General features: G+C 55.7%; 15 protein-coding genes. 7 read left to right on the top strand and 8 right to left on the bottom strand.

Annotated features, from left to right (window positions below; all coding sequences use genetic code 11):
- The first annotated feature begins 12 nt into the window (after positions 1-12).
- From rstA to ACO0U8_RS20480, 5 genes are all read left to right on the top strand, one after another.
- Positions 13-744, top strand: coding sequence for a two-component system response regulator RstA (gene rstA, locus ACO0U8_RS20500; RefSeq protein ID WP_421671518.1), 732 nt, complete (start codon positions 13-15; stop codon positions 742-744).
- Positions 741-2066, top strand: a complete 1326-nt coding sequence (rstB, locus tag ACO0U8_RS20495) for a two-component system sensor histidine kinase RstB (protein WP_421671517.1) — start codon at positions 741-743, stop codon at positions 2064-2066. The genes rstA and rstB overlap by 4 nt, the downstream gene beginning before the upstream one ends.
- A 2-nt stretch (positions 2067-2068) precedes the next feature.
- Positions 2069-3550, top strand: a complete 1482-nt coding sequence (locus tag ACO0U8_RS20490; RefSeq protein WP_421671516.1) for a carboxypeptidase M32 — start codon at positions 2069-2071, stop codon at positions 3548-3550.
- A 929-nt stretch (positions 3551-4479) separates the two neighbouring features.
- Positions 4480-4908 (top strand): acid resistance repetitive basic protein Asr, encoded by a 429-nt coding sequence (gene asr / locus ACO0U8_RS20485; protein WP_421671515.1) that lies wholly within the window; start codon positions 4480-4482, stop codon positions 4906-4908.
- A gap of 345 nt (positions 4909-5253) precedes the next feature.
- Positions 5254-6126, top strand: a complete 873-nt coding sequence (locus ACO0U8_RS20480; RefSeq protein ID WP_217203631.1) for a trypsin-like serine peptidase — start codon at positions 5254-5256, stop codon at positions 6124-6126.
- 80 nt (positions 6127-6206) lie between these two features.
- Here ACO0U8_RS20480 and hrpA read toward each other — a convergent pair whose 3' ends face one another.
- Positions 6207-10082 (bottom strand): ATP-dependent RNA helicase HrpA, encoded by a 3876-nt coding sequence (hrpA, locus tag ACO0U8_RS20475; RefSeq protein WP_421671514.1) that lies wholly within the window; start codon positions 10080-10082, stop codon positions 6207-6209.
- A gap of 303 nt (positions 10083-10385) precedes the next feature.
- Here hrpA and ACO0U8_RS20470 point away from each other — a divergent pair, with 303 nt between their 5' ends.
- Positions 10386-11003, top strand: a complete 618-nt coding sequence (locus ACO0U8_RS20470; protein WP_056770427.1) for an FMN-dependent NADH-azoreductase — start codon at positions 10386-10388, stop codon at positions 11001-11003.
- Between the two features lie 139 nt (positions 11004-11142).
- Here ACO0U8_RS20470 and ACO0U8_RS20465 read toward each other — a convergent pair whose 3' ends face one another.
- The 3 genes from ACO0U8_RS20465 to ACO0U8_RS20455 are packed head-to-tail and all read right to left on the bottom strand — an operon-like array spanning position 11143 to position 14407.
- Positions 11143-11481 (bottom strand): YdbL family protein, encoded by a 339-nt coding sequence (locus ACO0U8_RS20465; RefSeq protein ID WP_240993871.1) that lies wholly within the window; start codon positions 11479-11481, stop codon positions 11143-11145.
- 8 nt (positions 11482-11489) lie between these two features.
- Positions 11490-11684 (bottom strand): YnbE family lipoprotein, encoded by a 195-nt coding sequence (locus ACO0U8_RS20460; protein WP_122095252.1) that lies wholly within the window; start codon positions 11682-11684, stop codon positions 11490-11492.
- Positions 11681-14407 (bottom strand): YdbH family protein, encoded by a 2727-nt coding sequence (locus ACO0U8_RS20455; protein WP_421671513.1) that lies wholly within the window; start codon positions 14405-14407, stop codon positions 11681-11683. Before ACO0U8_RS20455 ends, ACO0U8_RS20460 begins: the two co-directional genes overlap by 4 nt.
- Positions 14408-14643: 236 nt before the next feature.
- Between ACO0U8_RS20455 and ACO0U8_RS20450 the strand changes: the two genes are divergently transcribed.
- Positions 14644-15636: a 2-hydroxyacid dehydrogenase gene (locus tag ACO0U8_RS20450; protein WP_056770420.1), complete on the top strand. Its 993-nt coding sequence runs from the start codon at positions 14644-14646 to the stop codon at positions 15634-15636.
- 79 nt (positions 15637-15715) lie between these two features.
- Here the strand turns inward: ACO0U8_RS20450 and ACO0U8_RS20445 are convergent, their stop codons facing one another.
- From ACO0U8_RS20445 to ACO0U8_RS20430, 4 genes are read right to left on the bottom strand one after another with little or no spacing between them, the layout of a single operon-like run.
- Positions 15716-16645 (bottom strand): metallophosphoesterase, encoded by a 930-nt coding sequence (locus ACO0U8_RS20445; protein WP_056770417.1) that lies wholly within the window; start codon positions 16643-16645, stop codon positions 15716-15718.
- A 21-nt stretch (positions 16646-16666) separates the two neighbouring features.
- Positions 16667-17482 (bottom strand): carbohydrate ABC transporter permease, encoded by an 816-nt coding sequence (locus ACO0U8_RS20440; protein WP_122095627.1) that lies wholly within the window; start codon positions 17480-17482, stop codon positions 16667-16669.
- Between the two features lie 11 nt (positions 17483-17493).
- Positions 17494-18405 (bottom strand): carbohydrate ABC transporter permease, encoded by a 912-nt coding sequence (locus ACO0U8_RS20435; RefSeq protein ID WP_056770412.1) that lies wholly within the window; start codon positions 18403-18405, stop codon positions 17494-17496.
- Positions 18406-18413: 8 nt separating this feature from the next.
- The gene (locus ACO0U8_RS20430; protein ID WP_183847191.1) at positions 18414-19694 is read right to left on the bottom strand and encodes an ABC transporter substrate-binding protein; all 1281 of its coding nucleotides are present in this window, start codon (positions 19692-19694) and stop codon (positions 18414-18416) included.
- Positions 19695-19735: the final 41 nt, after the last annotated feature.

Raw genomic sequence — 19735 nt, 5'->3', positions numbered from 1 at the left:
AGCAGCAACCTAATGAATAAAATCGTTTTTGTAGAAGATGATGCTGAAGTCGGCAACCTGATTGCCGCCTATCTGGGCAAACATGATATCGACGTGCTGGTTGAACCCCGCGGCGATACGGCGCAGGCAAGAATTGAGAAAGAAAAACCCGATCTGGTCCTGCTCGACATCATGCTTCCCGGCAAAGATGGCATGACGTTATGCCGTGATTTGCGCCCCGTCTTTCCCGGCCCGATCGTGTTGCTGACGTCACTGGACAGCGACATGAATCATATTTTATCGCTGGAAATGGGCGCGAGTGATTACATCCTGAAAACCACGCCGCCCGCGGTGCTGCTGGCGCGTCTGCGTCTGCATCTGCGACAGAATCCGTCGCTGTCCTCGCAAAGCGAACAGCCGGTTCAGACGCTGACCAGCGGTAACGCCCTGCACTTCGGCCAGCTGTGTATCGATCCGGTGAACCGTCAGGTCACGCTGGTGGATGAAACCATCGTGCTCTCGACCTCTGATTTCGATCTGTTGTGGGAACTGGCGACCCACGCCGGACGCATTATGGATCGCGAAGCCTTGCTGAAAAACCTGCGCGGCGTCAGCTATGACGGGCTGGATCGCAGCATCGACGTGGCGATTTCACGCCTGCGCCGCAAACTGTATGACAACACGCTTGAACCTTTCCGCATTAAAACGGTGCGCAATAAAGGCTATCTGTTTGCCCCGAACGCCTGGGAGTCTCTTCAGGAATGAGAAAGCTTTTCGTCCAGTTCTTTCTGTTACTGCTGGTCTGCTTTATGGTCATGGCGATGCTGGTCGGCCTGGTGTACAAAGTCACCGCCGAACGCACAGGCCGTCAGTCCATGAATGACCTGATGAAAAGCTCGCTGTACCTGATGCGCAGCGAACTCAGGGAAATCCCCATTAAAGACTGGAACAAGACCATCAATACGCTGGATCTTAACCTGTCTTTCAAATTACATATCGAGCCGCTCGGTAAACGTAAACTCAGCCCCGAACTGGACAAACGGTTAAAAGAAGGCGAAATCATCGCACTCGACGATGAATATACCTTCATCCAGCGTGTTCCCCGCAGCCATTACGTTCTGGTGGTCGGCCCGATCCCCTATCTGTTTTACATGCACGAAATGCGGCTGCTCGATCTTGCGCTGCTGATGATCATTGGTCTGTCGCTGGCGTTGCCGGTTTTCCTGTGGATGCGCCCGCACTGGCAGGATTTACTGCGTCTGGAGAACTCGGCGCTGCGCCTCGGTAACGGCCACCTGGATGAACGGGTGAATTTTGATTCAGCCTCCAGCCTGACCCGCGTTGGCGTGGCGTTCAACCAGATGGCGGATAACATCAGCACGTTGATCGCCAGTAAAAAACAGCTGATCGACGGCATCGCCCACGAACTGCGTACCCCGCTGGTGCGCCTGCGCTACCGTCTGGCGATCAGCGAAAACCTGCCAGAGTCGGAACAAAACGCCATCAACCGGGACATCGGCCAGCTCGAAGCGCTGATTGATGAACTGCTGACTTACGCCCGCCTCGACCGCCCGCAGGTCGCGCTGCATCTGGAAAAAGTGAATCTGGCCGACTGGCTGGAAGACAAAGTGGATGATTTCCGCCTGATCAACGCGCAGAGGACAGTGGCTTTTGAGGCGCCGCAAAACATCGATTTCGGCGGCGTCGATTTACGTCTGATGGAGCGCGTGCTGGATAACCTGGTTAACAACGGTTTGCGCTACTCGCAGAAAATGATCCGCATCAGCCTGTGGCTCGATGGCGAAACGGCCTGTCTGCAAGTTGAAGATGACGGCCCCGGCATACCGCCTGAAGAACGCCTGCGCGTATTCGAGCCCTTTGTCCGCCTGGATCCGAGCCGCGATCGCGCCACCGGCGGCTGCGGGCTGGGGCTGGCAATTGTGCACTCCATTGCCGTCGCGTATCAGGGGCGCGTCGCCGTCGACAGCAGCACGCTCGGCGGTGCCAGTATGCGTTTCAGCTGGCCGGTAAAACCCACTTTCAATCTGGTTGTCGAACAACCAGACCAAAACCATGAAGGGAGCTAATAATGACCATCGCGTATAAAAAATTGCACGACACCTTCGCCCGTTTATCCCGTTTCGGCCATTTATCTGCGATTGCCGGTTGGGATGCCGCGGCCATGATGCCGCCCCAGGGCGGGCAGGCACGTTCAGAAGCGCTGGCGGAACTGAGCGTTCTGACGCATCAGATCCTGACCGCAAAGCAGGTCGGTGAATGGCTGGAACAGGCGGGTGGCGAGCAACTCAATGACGTTGAGCAGGCTAACCTGCGTGAAATGCGTCGCCAGTATCAGCAGGCGGCTCTGCTGCCGGAAAGCCTGGTGCAGGCAAAATCACTGGCCGGTGCCCGCTGCGAGCAGGCATGGCGCATTCAGCGTAAATCCAACGACTGGGAAGGTTTCTCTGAGAACCTGAAAGAAGTGGTGAAACTGAGCCGTCAGGAAGCGCAGTTCCGTGCCGAAGCCGCCGGGATCAGCCGCTATGACGCCCTGCTCGATTTATACGAACCGGGTATGACATCGCAAAAGCTCGACACCCTGTTTGGTGATCTGAAAACATGGCTGCCGGATCTGTTGCAGACCGTGGTGGAAAAACAGAAATCAGAAAGCCGTATCACACCGCAGGGGCCGTTTGATATCGAGAAGCAGCGCCAGCTCGGCCTGAAAGTGATGGACCGTCTTGGTTTTAATTTCGACGCCGGTCGTCTTGACGTCAGCGCCCACCCGTTCTGCGGCGGCGTGCCTCAGGATGTGCGCATCACCACGCGCTATAACCAGGACGAATTCCTCAGTGCCATGATGGGCGTGATCCATGAAACCGGCCATGCGCGTTATGAGCAAAACTTGCCAAAAGAGTGGCTCGGCCAGCCGGTATCTAATGCGCGTTCGATGGGCGTTCACGAATCCCAAAGCCTGTTGTTTGAAATGCAACTCGGTTGCAGCGAACCTTTCCTGAAATCCGTGTATCCGCTGGTTATCGAGCAGTTCGGCGAGCGTCCGGGTCTGGATGAGCGCAACTTCATGACGCTGAACCAGCGCGTCCAGCCAGGCTTTATCCGTGTGGATGCTGACGAACTGAGTTATCCGGCACACGTCATCCTGCGCTACGAGATCGAAAAAGCGCTGATGGAAGGCGACATTGAAGTCGATGATATTCCAGCCTTGTGGAACAGCAAGATGAAGGAATATCTGGGCATCGATACCGTCGGCAATTACCGCGACGGCTGTATGCAGGACATCCACTGGACCGACGGCGGTTTCGGCTACTTCCCGACGTACACGCTGGGCGCAATGTACGCCGCGCAACTGTTCCAGACCGCCAACAGCGCCATTCCGACCTTGCAGGCTGACATCGCACGCGGCGACCTGACGGCTCTGTTCCAGTGGTTGCAGCAAAATATCTGGCAGCACGGCAGCCGTTTTACCACTGACCAGCTGATGACCAATGCCACCGGCGAAACCCTGAATCCGGCATTCTTCCGGGCGCATCTGGAGAGCAGATACCTGTAAGTATTGGGTGGGGGTCCACTTTAACCTCAACCTCAACTTCAAGTTCAAGGTCGTGGGCGTCGGCCCACACCGACTTGGGGGGCGGCATATCGCCGCCGCCCCCCAAGACCCCCCGGGCTCCTTCACTGCGCGCTGCCGCTCGCTGGCTATATTCCAGCTGCTCCGGCTATTGCCGCAAAATCCCGCCGCTGCGCGGTGCCCTCCGCTCGGGTTACAACCCGCGCAAACAGACGCGCGGTTTTCCACCACTCCCTCCAGCGTGATTTTTGAGTGCGGCCACTGGCATTTCAAAATCAAAGGAAATGTGTTTGGTTCTGATTTTCTCTTCCCACATCGCAGGGGGAGGAGAAAAACCTTCGTTTTACATAGCCTTTGGCCGCGCTCAAAACGACGTCGAATGAACGGTGAGAAACCGCGAGTTTTTTCCGAGCGGGTTCGAACCTGAAATGAGAGTACCGCGAAGCGGCGGCGTTTGCGGCAATAGCCGGAGTTTCTGAAACATAGCCCGCGAGCGACAGCGCGCAGTTAAAAAACGCAGGATTGTTAAGGGGCGCGTTTACGCCCCTTAACCCGGTGTGGGCCGGCGCCCACGACCTTGAAGTTGAAGTTAAAGTTAAAGTTGAGGAGTTTCTGAAACATAGCCTGCCTGCGAGAGCGCAGTTAAAGAGCCCGGGGGGTCTTGGGGGGCGGCGGCGATATGCCGTCCCCCAAGTCGGTGTGGGCCGACGCCCACGACCTTGAACTTGACCTTAACCTAAATCCCCCACTGCCCCCACTAACTCATTGATTTTATTAATCAGCCCCCTCTGTACATTCCGTTACACGCCGATACCAATCACTCACGGACAACATGATCCCTTACGCCTATTATTCTTTCACCGGCCCCGCAGTGGGGTGGACACTTAAACAAAAATTCTGAGGAATTAAAGATGAAAAAAGTATTAGCTCTGGTTGTTGCCGCTGCAATGGGTCTGTCTTCTGTCGCTTTTGCTGCTGAAACTACAGCAACACCTGCACCTGCTGCTTCAACTACAACAGCAGCTCCGGCACCTGCTACCAAGCACGTTGCTAAACACAAAACTCACAAGAAAGTAGCCCAGAAAGCGCAGGCTGCTAAAAAACACAAAAAACACGCTAATAAAGCAGCGCCAGTTGCTCAGAAAGCGCAGGCCGCTAAAAAACACGTGAAACACGCTAAGAAAGCAGCGCCAGTTGCTCAGAAAGCGCAGGCTGCTAAGAAACACGTGAAACACGCTAAAAAAGCAGCGCCGGTTGCTCAGAAAGCGCAGGCTGCTAAAAAACACGTAAAACATGCTAAGAAAGCCGCTCCTGCTGCAAAAGCAACACCAGCTGCATAAGATGTACTAAGAAGTCTTTGTGAGCGTATCCACTCACCATTATCAAGACTGAAGAGTTAACACCCGGTTCGCCGGGTGTTTTTTTCTCCGGTTTCTATCTTGAGGTACTGATGGAAGATGCTGCGCCGCTACCTGTTCGAAATCACCCTGTGCTCTCTGATCCTCTGCGGTCTGATCACCTTGTTCTTCTACTTCTGAAGTGTTTATACCCGCTAAGATGACGCTCGTTATCTGCTCAAAAGATTGAATTATCATACAAAAATAGCCACCATCAATGATAACCGTCTATAATCGTTCAATAATAACGGGTTCTTGGGTTCTCCCTGTTTTCAAGGTCAGAATGTTATGCGCATCGCGTTACCGCTGTTTTTGTGCTTTTTCTGTTTTACCGCCAGTTCCCTTGTCCATGCAGACTCCCCGGATGATGCAGACGATGACGCACCTGCTATCTCTGTTAAAGAAAAAACTGCCCTGTTCTTTGGTCATGACCAGCGCCAGCCTGTGGCTGCCTCGTCGCACTGGCCCTGGCAGGCTATCGGACAGATAGAAACCGCCAGCGGTAATTTATGTACCGCGACCCTGATTTCCAAACACCTGGTGTTGACCGCCGGCCATTGCGTTCTCGCGCCTCCGGGCAACATCGATAAAGTCGTCGCCCTGCGTTTTATTTCCCATAATCAGAAATGGCGTTATCAGATCACCGCGTTGCAAACGCTGGTGGATCCTAAACTGGGTAAGAAACTCAAAGCCGATGGCGAAGGCTGGATTGTGCCACCGAAAGCGGCACCTTTTGATTTTGCGTTGATCCGCCTGACTGACGAGAAGCTGGCGTTGCCGATCAAACCCCTGCCGTTATGGAGTGGATCGCGCGACGATCTGACCGCCCTGCTCAAACAGGAAGGCCGGAAAGTGACGCAGGCAGGGTACCCGGAAGATCATCTGGATGATTTGTACGTCCATCAGGATTGTCAGGTCACCGGATGGGCGCAGCCAGGCGTGTTGTCGCACCGCTGTGACACGCTCCCGGGTGACAGCGGTTCGCCGTTATTGATAAAAAATGCCGACGGCTGGTCACTGGTGGCGATCCAAAGCTCGGCGCCCGCCGCGCAGGACCGCTATCTGGCCGATAACCGCGCACTGGCCGTTCCGGCCATCCGCGATGCCCTGAGCACGCTCTCTTCCGGCGTGATCAGCGCGAGCACAACGCCAGCGCCCTAAGCCAGACGCTCTGCGGAAATAAAAAAGCCGCCGGTTGTTCAACGGACAACCGGCGGCTTTTTATTGCACACGAAAATGAATTACACCAGCTGCTCCATGGTCTGCAAAATCCGTTTATCTGAGATCGGATACGGTGTGCCGAGTTGCTGCGCAAAATAGCTGACGCGCAGTTCCTCTATCATCCAGCGCACTTCCTTCACGTCTTCACTTTGCTGGCGCACCGGCGGTAACTTATTCAGCCACTGCTGCCACTGTTTCTCAATACTCTCGACTTTCAGCATCTGCGCCCGGTCACGGTGCGGATCCATCGCCAGTTTGTCCATCCGGCGCTCAATAGCATTGAGATAACGCAGGGTATCCGGCAGACGTTTCCAGCCGTTTTGCGTCACGAAACCACGGTAAATCAGGCCGGACATTTGCGCTTTGATATCTGAAAGCGCCAGCGCCAGGCTGATATCAATACGTCCTTTCAGCCGTTTATTGATGTTGAAAACCGTCGTCAGGATCTGCTCGACCTGAATGGCAATCTGCACCACGGCTTCATTCAGGTTAGCGCGAACGTGCTCGTGTAATTTGGCGAAATCCTCTTCGCGCCACACCAGCCCGCCGGACTCAGCGATCAGTTTGTCGATGCCGCAGGAAATGCAGTCGTCGATCAGATCCAGCACTTTGCCGTACGGGTTGAAATATAGCCCCAGCTTGGCTTTATTCGGCAACTTATCGTGCAGATATTTGATGGGTGAAGGAATATTCAGCAGCAGCAGGCGGCGCATTCCGCCCCACATTGCCTGTTGCTGTTCCAGTTCGCTGTCAAATAATCGGATGGCGATACTGTCTTTTTCATCAACAATCGCCGGATAGGCTTTCACCTCATACCCGCCGCGCTTCTGTTCATAACGCTCGGGCAGCGTGCCAAAACTCCAGACATGCAAGTCACGTTGTTCGATACCGTCGTCGGCGACGGCGGAAAGTGTCTGCTGCACCTGCTCTTTCAGGCCGGCTTTCAGCGCCGTCAGGTCTTTGCTTTCACGCAGTGTTTTGTTTTTGTCATCAACAATGCGGAACGTCATCTTGAGATGGTCTGGCACCTGATCCAGCTGCCAGTCTTCACGTGACAACGTCACGCCACTCATCTTACGCAGCTCTTTTTCCATCGCATCCAGCAACGGCATCTCAAAAGGTTTGATGCGCCCCATCAGGGCATCCGCGTAGTTTGGTGCGGGAACAAAGTTACGGCGTAACGGCTTCGGCAACGACTTGATCAGTGCCATGATAAGCTCCCGGCGAATGCCGGGGATCTGCCAGTCAAAGCCCTGTTCGCTGACCTGATTAAGCAGCGGCAGCGGGATATGCACCGTGACGCCGTCGGCATCGGTACCCGGCTCAAACTGATAAGTGACGCGCAGTTTGATGTTGCCCTGATGCCAGAAGTTCGGGTAATCATGGGCGCTGATATTGCCTGCGCCCTCTTTGATCAGCATGCTTTTTTCGAAGTTGAGGCTGTCCTGCGGCTGTGTTTTCCACCAGGTATCAAAATGCCGGCCTGAAACCACTTCCATGCCAATACGCTGCTCGTAGAACAGGAACAGCGTCTCTTCATCCACCAGAATATCGCGGCGGCGGGATTTGTGTTCCAGCTCTTCGACCTCAGAACGCAGACGCAGGTTGGCGCGGAAGAACGCGTGACGCGTCTGCCAGTCGCCTTCCACCAGGGCATGGCGGATAAACAGTTCGCGCGACACCACGGGATCGATGGTGCCGTAATTGACGCTGCGCGCCGCCACAATCGGCAGGCCGTACAGCGTCACTTTCTCCGTCGCCATCACCGCGCCCTGGGCTTTTTCCCAGTGCGGTTCGCTGTAACTGCTCTTCGCCAGATGCTTCGCCAGCGGTTCGATCCATTCCGGTTCGATACGTGCAGCAATGCGCCCCCACAGGCGGCTGGTTTCCACCAGTTCGGCGACCATCACCCATTTTGGCGGTTTTTTGAATAAACCGGAGCCAGGGAACACCGCAAAACGGGCGTTGCGCGCACCGGTATACTCTTGTTTATCCACATCTTTCTGGCCGATATGCGACAGCAAACCGGTCAGCAGCGAACAGTGAATTTCGCGATACTCAGCCGGTTCGCTGTTCACCGGCAGCCCGAGCTCTTTCACCACCTGACGCAGCTGGGTGTAGATGTCCTGCCACTCGCGAACGCGCAAGTAGTTCAGAAAATCGCTGCGGCACAGCTTACGGAACTGTGCCGAGGTCAGCTCTTTTTGCTGCACTTTCAGGTGATCCCACAAATTGACGAACGCCTGGAAATCAGAGTCTTTATCGGCAAAGCGGCGATGTTTCTCATCGGACGCCTGCTGTTTGTCCATCGGGCGCTCACGCGGATCCTGAATCGACAGCGCCGAGGTGATGATCATCACTTCGCGCACGCAGCCGTTTTTCTGCGCTTCCAGCACCATGCGCGCCAGACGCGGATCCACCGGCAACTGCGCCAGCTGACGACCAAGCGGGGTCAGGGTGTAACGTCCATCGACGGCATTATTGATGGCGTTCAGCTCTTCCAGCAGACGCACGCCGTCCTGAATATTGCGCTTATCCGGCGCTTCGACGAACGGGAACGCGGCGATATCGCCCAGCCCGAGCGAGGTCATTTGTAAAATAACGGACGCCAGATTGGTGCGCAGAATTTCGGGGTCGGTAAATTCAGGGCGCGACAGGAAATCCATCTCAGAATAGAGACGGATACAAATCCCTTTCGAGACACGGCCACAGCGGCCTTTACGCTGGTTGGCGGAGGCCTGTGAGACGGGTTCAATCGGCAGGCGCTGCACTTTGGTGCGGAAACTGTAGCGGCTGATACGCGCAGTGCCGGGGTCAATCACATACTTGATGCCGGGCACGGTCAGCGAGGTTTCGGCGACGTTGGTTGCCAGCACGATGCGCCGGCCCGTGTGCGACTGGAAAACGCGGTTCTGCTCGCTGTTCGACAGCCGCGCATACAGCGGCAAAATCTCGGTGTGCGGTAAATCCAGCCGGTTCAGCGCATCGGCGGTATCACGGATTTCACGCTCACCGCTCATGAAAATCAGGATGTCGCCCATGCTTTCGCGGCCAAGCTCATCGACGGCATCAAAAATCGCCTGCAGCTGATCGCGGTCCACATCGTCAGCGTCATCGACAATCGGCCGGTAACGCACGTCAACCGGATAGGTTCGGCCTGACACTTCAATGATCGGCGCGTTGTTAAAATGACGCGAGAAGCGCTGCGGATCGATGGTGGCCGAGGTAATGATGACTTTCAGATCCGGGCGTTTGGGCAACAACTGACGCAGATAACCGAGAATGAAATCGATGTTCAGGCTGCGCTCATGCGCTTCATCGATGATCAGCGTGTCGTATTGCATCAGCATGCGATCCTGCTGGATTTCGGCCAGCAGAATACCGTCAGTCATCAGTTTGACCAGCGTGTTGTCACCGACCTGGTCGGTAAAGCGGACTTTATAGCCGACCGTGTTGCCAAGCGTGGTGTCCAGCTCATCGGCAATACGGTTCGCCACCGTACGCGCCGCCAGACGTCGCGGCTGGGTGTGGCCGATCACGCCTTTTATCCCGCGGCCAAGCTCCATGCAGATTTTTGGGATCTGGGTGGTTTTACCGGAACCGGTTTCCCCGGCAACGATCACCACCTGATGGTCGCGAATGGCGTTAAAGATATCGTCTTTTTTCTGACTGACCGGCAGATTTTGCGGATAGCTGATTTTTGGTCGTGATGCTTCGCGGGAGCTGACTTTTTTCAGGCTTTCAGTGATCGCGCTTTGGATTTCAGCACTTAATGCCTCGAGGGCTTCAGGCTTGTTGATCTTGTTGGCACCCTGCAAACGACGTTGCAGGCGTTGCCGGTCACGTAGCATCAGCCCGTCTAACTGCGCTGATAGTGCCGCGAGCGGTGATTTCACGTTCGGAATTCCTTGTTACATGTCTGCTGACGGGGATCAGAGATGCCGTCAACTGAATCTGAATGGGTGATGAGGAAGGGCCACGCCTTACCTGCCTGGCGCTATGTTAGCACAAGGTGTTGAACATGCTGAAAATCGGGCGAGGAATGTTCGGTTTCTGATTTATTCAAAAAAACTGATGATAGATCTCTAAATATTGCGCTATCACTGCATAAGCTTTCTGAATAAAGTAAGTTCCATTCCGGGTACGTTCTGGTTATAAAAACCTGCACCCTATGTATCACACAGTTAAGGAACTCTCTAATGAGCAAAGTACTCGTCCTGAAATCAAGCATTCTGGCTAACTTCTCTCAGTCAAACCAACTGGCTGATTATCTTGTTGCACAGTATCAGGCTGCGAACAGCGGTTCTACCGTGACAGTACGTGACCTGGCTGCGGACCCGATCCCGGTACTCGACGGTGAACTGGTTGGCGCGCTGCGTCCTTCCGATGCTCCGCTGTCACCACGTCAGGAAGAAGCACTGGCGCTGTCCAACACCCTGATCGACGAACTGCAGGCGCACGACGTGATCGTTATCGCTGCACCTATGTACAACTTCAACATTCCTACACAGCTGAAAACCTATTTCGACCTGGTAGCGCGTGCGGGCGTGACGTTCAAATACACCGAGAAAGGCCCTGAAGGCCTGGTGAAAGGCAAACGCGTTATCGTTCTGACCAGCCGTGGTGGCATCCATAAAGACACCCCGAGCGACCTGGTTGCCCCTTACCTGTCTCTGTTCCTGGGCTTCCTGGGCATGAGCGACGTAGAATTCGTTTACGCGGAAGGCATCGCATACGGCCCTGAAGTGGCGACCAAAGCGCAGACTGATGCGAAAGCCGCCATCGACGCCGCGATCAAAGAACTGGCTGCTGCTTAATTTTCACAATCAGGGCGCGGGCTACTCTCTTTAAAATCTGTGTCTGAAAACCCGCTCTGATGTTGTTGTGAAAACCCTCTTGCGCGCTTATATAGCGCGCTTTTTTATTTCCCTGCCTCATGAATAAATACGTCTGTTTTTACTTCTGCAACCACTTCCCGTTAATGCCGCGCACCCATTCGCCCTTTCCGGCTCTGGCGACCAGTTTTTGCCCGGCCAGTTTGGCGACATCGTCGGTGGTGACCTGATTATCCTGCGCGACTTGCTGATACTGCTGTTTGCGGGCGTCGTTGATGCGCGTCGCGAAGGCGATACTTTCCTGATCTTCTCTGACCGGCGCCAGATAGCCGGAAAGCGTTTCCCCCACCAGACCTTGCTGTTTCGCTTCGCTGAGCGTTAACGCGAACGCCTGACTGCACAGCAGTAATCCGCTGGTCAGCAGCATAAGGCTGAATCTTTTGATAAATGCCCTGGGCATATCGGCTCCTAAAACAGATCGTTCTGGTTTTTAAGCAGATTTTCGACGTCTTTATCCACTTTGATGTGGATCTCATGCTCAATCTTGACGTTCATATTGATGGTGATCGGCTCTTTTGGCGCAGCCAGTTCGATGCGGGGAACGCAGCCGCTGAGCATCATAACGCCCAGCACCACGCACGGGCCGACAAGTCGCTGTTTCATTGTACCTTCCTCACTGATTGATCCTTTTTCTGCCCGCCGTCTGCGGGGCTTTTCGACAGCGCATTCGCGGGTAAGGAAACCTGCTGTTGCAGCCATTCCTGAAGATTGTCGCCAAAGCGCAAACTGCGCCACAGCTGATAGATATTTTCCTGATGGGTGTAATTGAGCACGACTTCCCGTTTCTCTTTTTCACCGCCGTGCGTCGTGTCGGTATAATTCACGCCATCGATTTTTGCGGCCATCGTCATTTCACCGAGATTATCGAGGCTGACCTGCGCCTCTGACCGGCTGATTTCCATATATCGCAGCAGGCCAATCACCATACCATTGGCGAAGTTGCCACTGGCCATCGCATCGGCAAATTGCTGATCGAGACGCAGGGTCAGGCCGCCGTCATTTTTTATCCAGCCGTTATGAATAATCCATTTTGGATTGTCCACATACAGCGGTAACTCTCCGTAAATCATTCCTGACATCGCCAGCTGTTTGGGTTTCAGGGCGGTGAATAATTCACTGAGACTGATTTTTTCCAGTTTGAGCACGGCCGCATCGTGTTGCGGCATACGCAGCGCCGACAAACTCAGGTGCCCGCGCAGCGCGTCCACACCGAGATTGGAGAGCGTCAGCGGTTTGTCTTCACTCCACGGATAATGGCCCTGCAAATCCGCCGTAATATTATTCATCGTGATCAGGTTGTTGATTTCGCCGATGCGCAGCATCACCGGCTGTTTGACGCCCAGCTGCCAGACCGCATCCTGCAGGCGATACGGCAGGCTGAAATCCAGCCCGCTCAGGTCGCCGTCTTTCAGCCACATGCCGCCGTTTTTCACCACCCAGTGCCCGCCCGCAATGAAACCCTGACCGCGCGCGGCGGAAAATGCCGACTGCGCGTAGAAAGATCCTTCACGTAATTTGATGTCGAGATCCGGTGTCAGCAGCGTCTGAAACGCCGTGAGCTGTTGTTTCGGCCACCAGCCTTCTCCGCGCAGACGCTCACCGTCCCAGCGCCCGGACAGGCGGATCGGGCCAATCGGTTTGGCGTCAAGCGATCCGCGAAGGGTAAAGTGCGAGGGGGTATCGCCGCTGAGTTGCAGCGTCAGGGTTGCAGGCGGCAGATAACCGCCGTTGGTAAAGGCGATTTTCTTCGCCACTAGCCGGATGTCGCCTTTAAACACCGTAGGCTGATCCGGGTACTGTTTCCTGAAACGTTCAGGCACCGGACGTTGCCAGACAAACGGCTGTTCCAGCGTCAGGCGCGGCGCATCCACATCCACAATGCCGTAATGCAGCCGGGCAAAACCGGTCGACAGGCTGTTTATGCGGATCACGTTGTCATGCCACTGGCCTTTTCCGGACATATCCCAGCGGCCGCTGAGCGGCGGCAGATGCCCGTTCCCCCAGTAATTGAAATCCCACTGCCCGGCATCCGGCCAGAACGCCTGCGATTTTCCGTTCAGATGCAAATCAAACTTGCCCCAGTAGCTGTGCTGCGCTTTGAGGATCGCCTGTAAGGGTCCGCTGACGCCTTGCGCAGAGACTTTCACACCGGCCAGCGGCCAGCGGGCATCGGTAATGGTCAGTTCAGGCACGGGTTTACCCCAGGCCCGTAACAGGGAACCGCTGCGCAATAACAGCGTCGGGTTGAGCACCGAGCCGCTGAGCACGCCAGGCAGGGACGCGCTCAGCGAGGTCGCCTGCAAATTCGCCTGACCGGTCAGCCGGAAATCAAGATTGCTGTCGAGCAGCCCGATACGGCCCGGCCCCATCGTCAGCACCACGTTGGCTTTACCATTGTGACCCTGAGTCAGCACGTTCAGGCGCGCGGTGATGTTGGTTTGATCAAAGGTCTGCGTCCAGTCGCTGAGCGTCAGGTTGATGCCGCCCGCCAGCGGTTGCAGGGCGTACGGCCAGCGCCATTGTCCCTGAGTGATGTTCAGCTCTTTGTCATTGAGCTTCCACGGTAATCTCGCCAGTGGCGACTCGCTGCCTTTTTCGGTCAGCGTCAGTACGCCTTCGGTGGCCTGCCAGCTCAGCTGAATATCCAGCGGGTTGGGCACCTGCGCGGTGCGCATTTCAGCATGCAGTTCACCGGATTCAGGCAGCCTGTCAAAGGTGGCGGGAAGCAGCAGTTTTCCACTCAGGGTGATGGGCTGATCACTGCCCGGCGGTGTCAGGCTGAAAGTGTGGATCGCCAGTGTACGGTTGCCATCGAGGATTGCATCCAGCGTCAGCGATTCGCCGTTAAAGGAAAGGTGCTGCACGCCGCCGGTATTATCGAGCTGTAATTTCCCGGCATAGCGCTGCCACGGCGTGACAGAGAAATGTGCAATATTGACCCGCCCTGCGGGAAGCACACTCTGGATGTCGGCCAGCGATAAGGTGGACTGGCCGTCACTGGCGGGCAGCTTCGTAAGGCAGGCGGTGTCAACGGTGAGGGTGTCCAGATCCAGCGCCCAGCGCCCGGTCTTTTTGCTCAGGCGCGCATCTTTTGCGCTGGCAAGCACGCAATCACCGGCGGCATAGCGCAGCCCCGGCAGTTGCAGGCTGCCGCCCGACCAGTGCGGGGAACCGTTCAGCGACAGCTGTGTTCCCGCGGGCAACCAGTGGCTGGCGAGAGGCGGCAGCCAGCGCGGCACGGTTTTCCATAACACCCAAATAAGCAGGACAAGAATCACCACTATACTCAGGATCACCTGTACGCTTTTCTTAAGTCCGTTCCGCATGACTTGCCTTGTTCTTCGCTAAATGTGTAACTGCCCGCAAGATAACATAATTAGCGTAACAACTGATGGTTGAAAAACCAGTACCCTGAGCCTGAATAGCACAGGAAAAATTGTCTGCCATCCCGCGCTCTGTTACTTTGGTCGTATTGCGCGAATTGTTTCCAAAACGTTTTATTCCTTAGAAAACATAAGGAAACAACATCGCCACAGATTCAAACTCACTGCGGAGAAACACCATGAAAGTGGCTGTCTACAGTACTAAAAATTATGACCGGAAATATCTGGAACTGGTGAATCAGCATTATGGCTATGAACTTGAGTTCTTCGATTTTCTGCTGACCCCGCAAACGGCGAAAACCGCTATCGGCGCAGATGCCGTGTGCATTTTCGTGAATGATGACGGATCGCGTGACGTGTTACAGGAGCTGGCGACCCTCGGGGTGAAAACGCTGGCGCTTCGCTGTGCGGGCTTTAACAATGTCGATCTGGACGCCGCCCGGGAGCTGGGCATTGACGTTGTGCGCGTCCCGGCCTACTCCCCGGAAGCCGTCGCCGAGCACGCGGTCGGCATGATGCTGTGTCTCAACCGTCACATTCACCGCGCCTATCAGCGTACCCGTGAAGCCAACTTCTCACTGGAAGGTCTGATCGGTTTTAACATGTATCAGCGTACCGCCGGGATCATCGGCACCGGTAAAATCGGCGTGGCGACCATGCGGATCCTGAAAGGGTTCGGTATGCGCATTCTGGCCTACGATCCGTTCCCAAGCCCGCTGGCGCTGGAACTTGGCGCAGAATATGTCGATCTGGACACTTTGTACGCCGAGTCTGACGTGATTTCCCTGCACTGCCCGCTGACGCCGGAAAACCACCATCTGCTGAATGCGCAATCTTTCGCCAAAATGAAAGATGGCGTGATGATCGTCAATACCAGCCGTGGCGCACTGCTTGATGCCACCGCCGCCATTGATGCGCTGAAAAAGCAGAAAATCGGCGCACTGGGGATGGACGTGTACGAAAACGAACGCGATCTGTTCTTCGAGGACAACTCCAACGAAGTCATTCTCGACGACGTCTTCCGCCGCCTCTCTTCCTGCCACAACGTGCTGTTCACCGGACATCAGGCATTCCTGACCAGTGACGCGCTGACCAGCATTTCAGAAACCACGCTGATGAATATTGATCAGCTGGGGAAAGGCGTGGCCTGTCCAAATCTGCTGACGGCGTAACTACTGCGCGAAACGGTTTGTGCAAAATCAGGCTCACTGCGGTGAGCCTTTTTTTTGGGTCATCCGGCAGAACCTGCCCTTAAAAACTCAGCACCCGGCTGACTTCAGGCCCGTAGCCGGTGATCGTCAGGACATCACCGTCCAGCGTGACACTGGCAAACGGCAAACGGTTTTCGCCATCCACCATGCCTTTCAGGGTGATGAAGTCGGTGTTTTCGATCCGGTCGTAACCCCCGCGATGATCGTGCCCGGCAAAGAAGGCGCGCACCTGATAGCGGCACAGCAGTTCCACCAGCGTTTCACAATTCCACAGATTATGGCTGTTCACCGGCGTCAGCGGGTAATGCCCGAACACCAGCACCGTTTCGCCCTGCGCTTTCGCCTGTTTCAGGTGTTCTTCGATCCACGCCAGCTGTTTGCGCCCTACCGCACCGTTCCACGGCTGCGCCTGCGATTGCTGGCATTCGGTCAGTTCATCGAGCATAAATTCTGCCAGCTGATGATCGTCGCCGTTGGCGTGATTGCAGTACAGACTGACGTCGTTGCCATCGGTCACCAGAAAGCGGTAACCCGGCAACGTGAACGCGTAGTAGCTTTTCGGCAAGCCGAGCGCCGGTGTCTGCGCGCCCAGATGTTGTGAAATCACCTGCGCATCATGGTTGCCGATCAGCGCCGCATGCGGATGGCGCAGCGCGGCGTAGGTGTTCAGCACAGGTTCGAAACTGCACCAGTCGCGATCGACCAGATCGCCCAGCGTGACCACGAAATCCAGTTTCAGATCATTGAGCTCGGTGATCGCGGTGGCCAGTTTATTCAGGCTGTTGCGGTAATAACGATCCTTTTCTGTCACGGCGTCGGCATATTGCGGGTCGGCAATCAGCCCGAAACGCAGGCGCTGACCGGAGACGCTGGCATCATGCATCTTCGGTGTCTGATAGAGCGCGCTAACCTTACCGAGCGCCTGTTCCTGCTCCGGGGACAACGACGGAGAAGTGAGAATATCGGTCATAAGAAACTCCTGTCGGGCGAATTAACGGATGCCCGCCCGCATAAAGGATTGAACAAACTGACGTTGAAACACCAGGAACAACACCAGCAGCGGCAGCACGGTCATCAGCGTCGCGGCGCTGATCAGCGCCCACTGCACGCCCTGTTCCGGCGCGGAGAAAAGCTGCAAGCCCACGGTGATTGGCCGGACCTTCACCGAATCAGTGATGACCAGCGGCCAGAGGAAGTCGTTCCAGTGAAAGCTTATCGATACCAGCGCAAACGCCACATAAATCGGCTTTGCCAGCGGAATGTAGATTTTGCGCAGAATGTAAAACCGGCTGGCGCCTTCCACAATCGCCGCCTCTTCCAGCACCAGCGGAATGCTTTTGAAGGTCTGACGCAGCATGAAAATGGCAAACGCCGAGGCGAAATACGGTAAGGCAATCCCCAGCAGGCTGTCGCGCAATCCGAGCGCGCTGATGGTTTTATAGTTATTCAGGATCAGAACGTCGGGGCTTATCATCAGCTGCAATAAAATCAGCGCAAAAATAAGTCCGCCGCCTTTCATTTTGAACCGCACCAGCGCGTAGGCCGCCAGCGTGGCCAGCACCATCTGGCAGACCACGATCATCAGTACCAGCAACGTGGTATTGAGAAAGTAGCGGGCAAAGGGCGCGGCATGCCAGGCGTTGATAAAATTCTGCAACGTCAGCGGCGCAAACAGCGAGAAACTGCCCTGCTCGGACGCGGGATGAAGCGCGACCCAGATAGCCACCAGAATCGGCAAAAACCACAGTAAGGCCGCCAGCCAGGTGATCAGATTCAGGCCGTACTGGCCGAACGCGGTGTGACGCAATGCATCGGGTTTCACTGATAATGTGCCCTTTTATCCATCAGGTTAAATTTGATCAGCGCAATGCTCGCCAGGATCACCAGCAGCACAACGGTCATCGCCGAGGCATACGGCAAATCCCAGTAACTGAAAGCGGTGCGGTAGATGTAAAACAGCAGCAAACTGGTGCTGTTGTTTGGCCCGCCGTTGGTCATGGCGATCACCTGATCGACAATACGGAACGCGTTCATCGAGGCGTTGATCAAAATAAACAGCGTGGTGGGCATCAGCAGCGGCCACTGCACGCGACGAAAATAATACCCCCGCGACGCCCCTTCGATTTCAGCCGCCTCGGCAAGACGCGGATCGATTTGCTGCAACGCAGCGAGATAAAAAATCATGAAGAATCCCGCTTCACGCCATACCGAGACGGCCATCAGGCTGTACAGCGCGGTATCCGGCTGCCCGAGCCAGTTGACGGCGGGCAGAGAAAACAGCGCCAGCAGTTTGTTGAGCAACCCGAGCTGCGGCGTGTAGAAAAACAGCCACAAATTGGCGATCGCCACCATCGGCAGTAAAGAAGGAATGAAGAAGGCCGCGCGGGTGACGGCGTTGCCGCGCAGGCGGCGGTTAACCGCCAGCGCCATCAGCAGCGCCAGCACGACAGACAGTGGAATGGTGATCGCCGCGTACAACAGGTTGTTACGCAGCGACAACAGGAAAGTATCATCGTCAAGCAAGGCGCGGTAATTATCCAGCCCGACAAACTGCGCCGGATGCCCGTTACGCGCGGCGCTGAACACGCTTTCCCACAGCGTTGCCAGCATCGGGTAATGGGTAAACATCAGCAAAAAGCCCAGTGCCGGTAACAGCAGCAGGTAGCCATAAACCTGTAAAGACAACCCGCGTGTGCGGGGTGCCGGTGCGACAGCGTGCAGAGTGCTCATGCCGTTCCTTACTGGTACGGTTTCAACAGACGGTCAGCCTGTTTTTGCGCAGAACTGAGCGCATCTGCCGGGGTTTTCGCCTGCGTCACGGCGGCTTCGATCGCATGGTTCATCAGTTCCTGGATCTGCACGCTGTTGTAAGTGGAAAGCTCAGGCTGGGAATATTTCAGCTGTTCACGGGCAACCAGCGCCTGTGGCACTTTTTTAACGTACTCCTGCATCACCGGTGTTTCCCACGCGGCAGGTGACGTCGCTACATAACCGGTCGCGATACTCCAGCGGGCAGCCTGTTCAGGCGCGGAGACCCAGCGGATAAACGCCATCGCCGCTTTCTGCTGTTCCGGCGTGGTATTTTTGAAGACGTACAGGTTACCGCCGCCGGTCGGGCTGCCGCGCCGGGTTTTCTCAGGCAGCATCGCCACGCCGAACGGGAATTTCGCGTTGTCGCGCACGGTCGTCAGGTTACCGGTGGTGGTGACCATCATCGCGGTTTTACCGTCGATAAAGTCCTGCGGCGTGGTGCCCCAGGCAATCGCGCCTTTAGGCGATACCGCGTCTTTCTGTGCCAGATCGGTCAGCCACTGTAAGGCTTCGACGTTAGCCGGCGTGTCGAAGGTGACCGCCGTGCCTTTGCCGTTATCAAGATGGCTGCCGTTAGTGGCGGCGATCCCCTGGAAGTTCCAGTAGCCGTTTGGCGTGGAAGGGATTTCGATGCCCCACTGTTTGACGTCGTTACCGTCGCGGATCACCAGTTTCTTGCCGAAATCCACCACCTGCTGCCAGTTGGCCGGTGGCGTGTCGCCGTTCAGACCGGCTTTCTCAAACGCCTGCTTGTTCCAGTACAACACCACGGTCGAACGCTGGAACGGAATGCTCCACACTTTGTCCTGAATGTGGCGGATAAACGCCGGATAGAAGCCGTCGATCCACTTTTTGCCCTCGGCGTCATTGGCCAGATCGCTGACCGGCAGGATCGCGCCCGCGTCAATCAGGGAATAGGCTTCGATATCACCGATCACCGCGATTTGCGGCGCATTGCCACCGCGAAACGCGGTCAGCGCTTTGGTGACGGTGGTGGCGTAATCGCCGGTATACACCGGCTGAATGCTGATGTCCGGATGGGTTTTCTGGAAGTCTTCCACCAGGGTATCTACCGTATGGCTGATTTTGCCGCCAACGGCGATCGGGTAATACATTTGCAATTTAACCGGATCAGCCGCAAATGCGGAGGTGCCGGTGATCAACAACAATGCAGTGGCAAGGCGTGAGAAACGATGAGCAGGTGACATGATTTTCCCTTTGGCATTTAACCGTGTTGTGAAGTCAAAAA

This window comes from Rahnella sp. EDr1-12, from assembly GCF_049206505.1.
Lineage (GTDB): Bacteria > Pseudomonadota > Gammaproteobacteria > Enterobacterales > Enterobacteriaceae > Rahnella > Rahnella rivi.
The sequence above is the reverse complement of the archived record's forward strand: the minus strand, read 5'-3'. Positions and strand labels throughout refer to the sequence as shown.

Excerpts from the sequence above, each read along its gene's own strand:
- rstA (WP_421671518.1), top strand. The coding sequence starts at position 13 with ATGAATAAAATCGTTTTTGTAGAAGATGATGCTGAAGTCGGCAACCTG.
- rstB (WP_421671517.1), top strand. The coding sequence starts at position 741 with ATGAGAAAGCTTTTCGTCCAGTTCTTTCTGTTACTGCTGGTCTGCTTT.
- ACO0U8_RS20490 (WP_421671516.1), top strand. The coding sequence starts at position 2,069 with ATGACCATCGCGTATAAAAAATTGCACGACACCTTCGCCCGTTTATCC.
- asr (WP_421671515.1), top strand. The coding sequence starts at position 4,480 with ATGAAAAAAGTATTAGCTCTGGTTGTTGCCGCTGCAATGGGTCTGTCT.
- ACO0U8_RS20480 (WP_217203631.1), top strand. The coding sequence starts at position 5,254 with ATGCGCATCGCGTTACCGCTGTTTTTGTGCTTTTTCTGTTTTACCGCC.
- ACO0U8_RS20470 (WP_056770427.1), top strand. The coding sequence starts at position 10,386 with ATGAGCAAAGTACTCGTCCTGAAATCAAGCATTCTGGCTAACTTCTCT.
- ACO0U8_RS20465 (WP_240993871.1), bottom strand. The coding sequence starts at position 11,481 with ATGCCCAGGGCATTTATCAAAAGATTCAGCCTTATGCTGCTGACCAGC.
- ACO0U8_RS20460 (WP_122095252.1), bottom strand. The coding sequence starts at position 11,684 with ATGAAACAGCGACTTGTCGGCCCGTGCGTGGTGCTGGGCGTTATGATG.
- ACO0U8_RS20455 (WP_421671513.1), bottom strand. The coding sequence starts at position 14,407 with ATGCGGAACGGACTTAAGAAAAGCGTACAGGTGATCCTGAGTATAGTG.
- ACO0U8_RS20450 (WP_056770420.1), top strand. The coding sequence starts at position 14,644 with ATGAAAGTGGCTGTCTACAGTACTAAAAATTATGACCGGAAATATCTG.
- ACO0U8_RS20445 (WP_056770417.1), bottom strand. The coding sequence starts at position 16,645 with ATGACCGATATTCTCACTTCTCCGTCGTTGTCCCCGGAGCAGGAACAG.
- ACO0U8_RS20435 (WP_056770412.1), bottom strand. The coding sequence starts at position 18,405 with ATGAGCACTCTGCACGCTGTCGCACCGGCACCCCGCACACGCGGGTTG.
- ACO0U8_RS20430 (WP_183847191.1), bottom strand. The coding sequence starts at position 19,694 with ATGTCACCTGCTCATCGTTTCTCACGCCTTGCCACTGCATTGTTGTTG.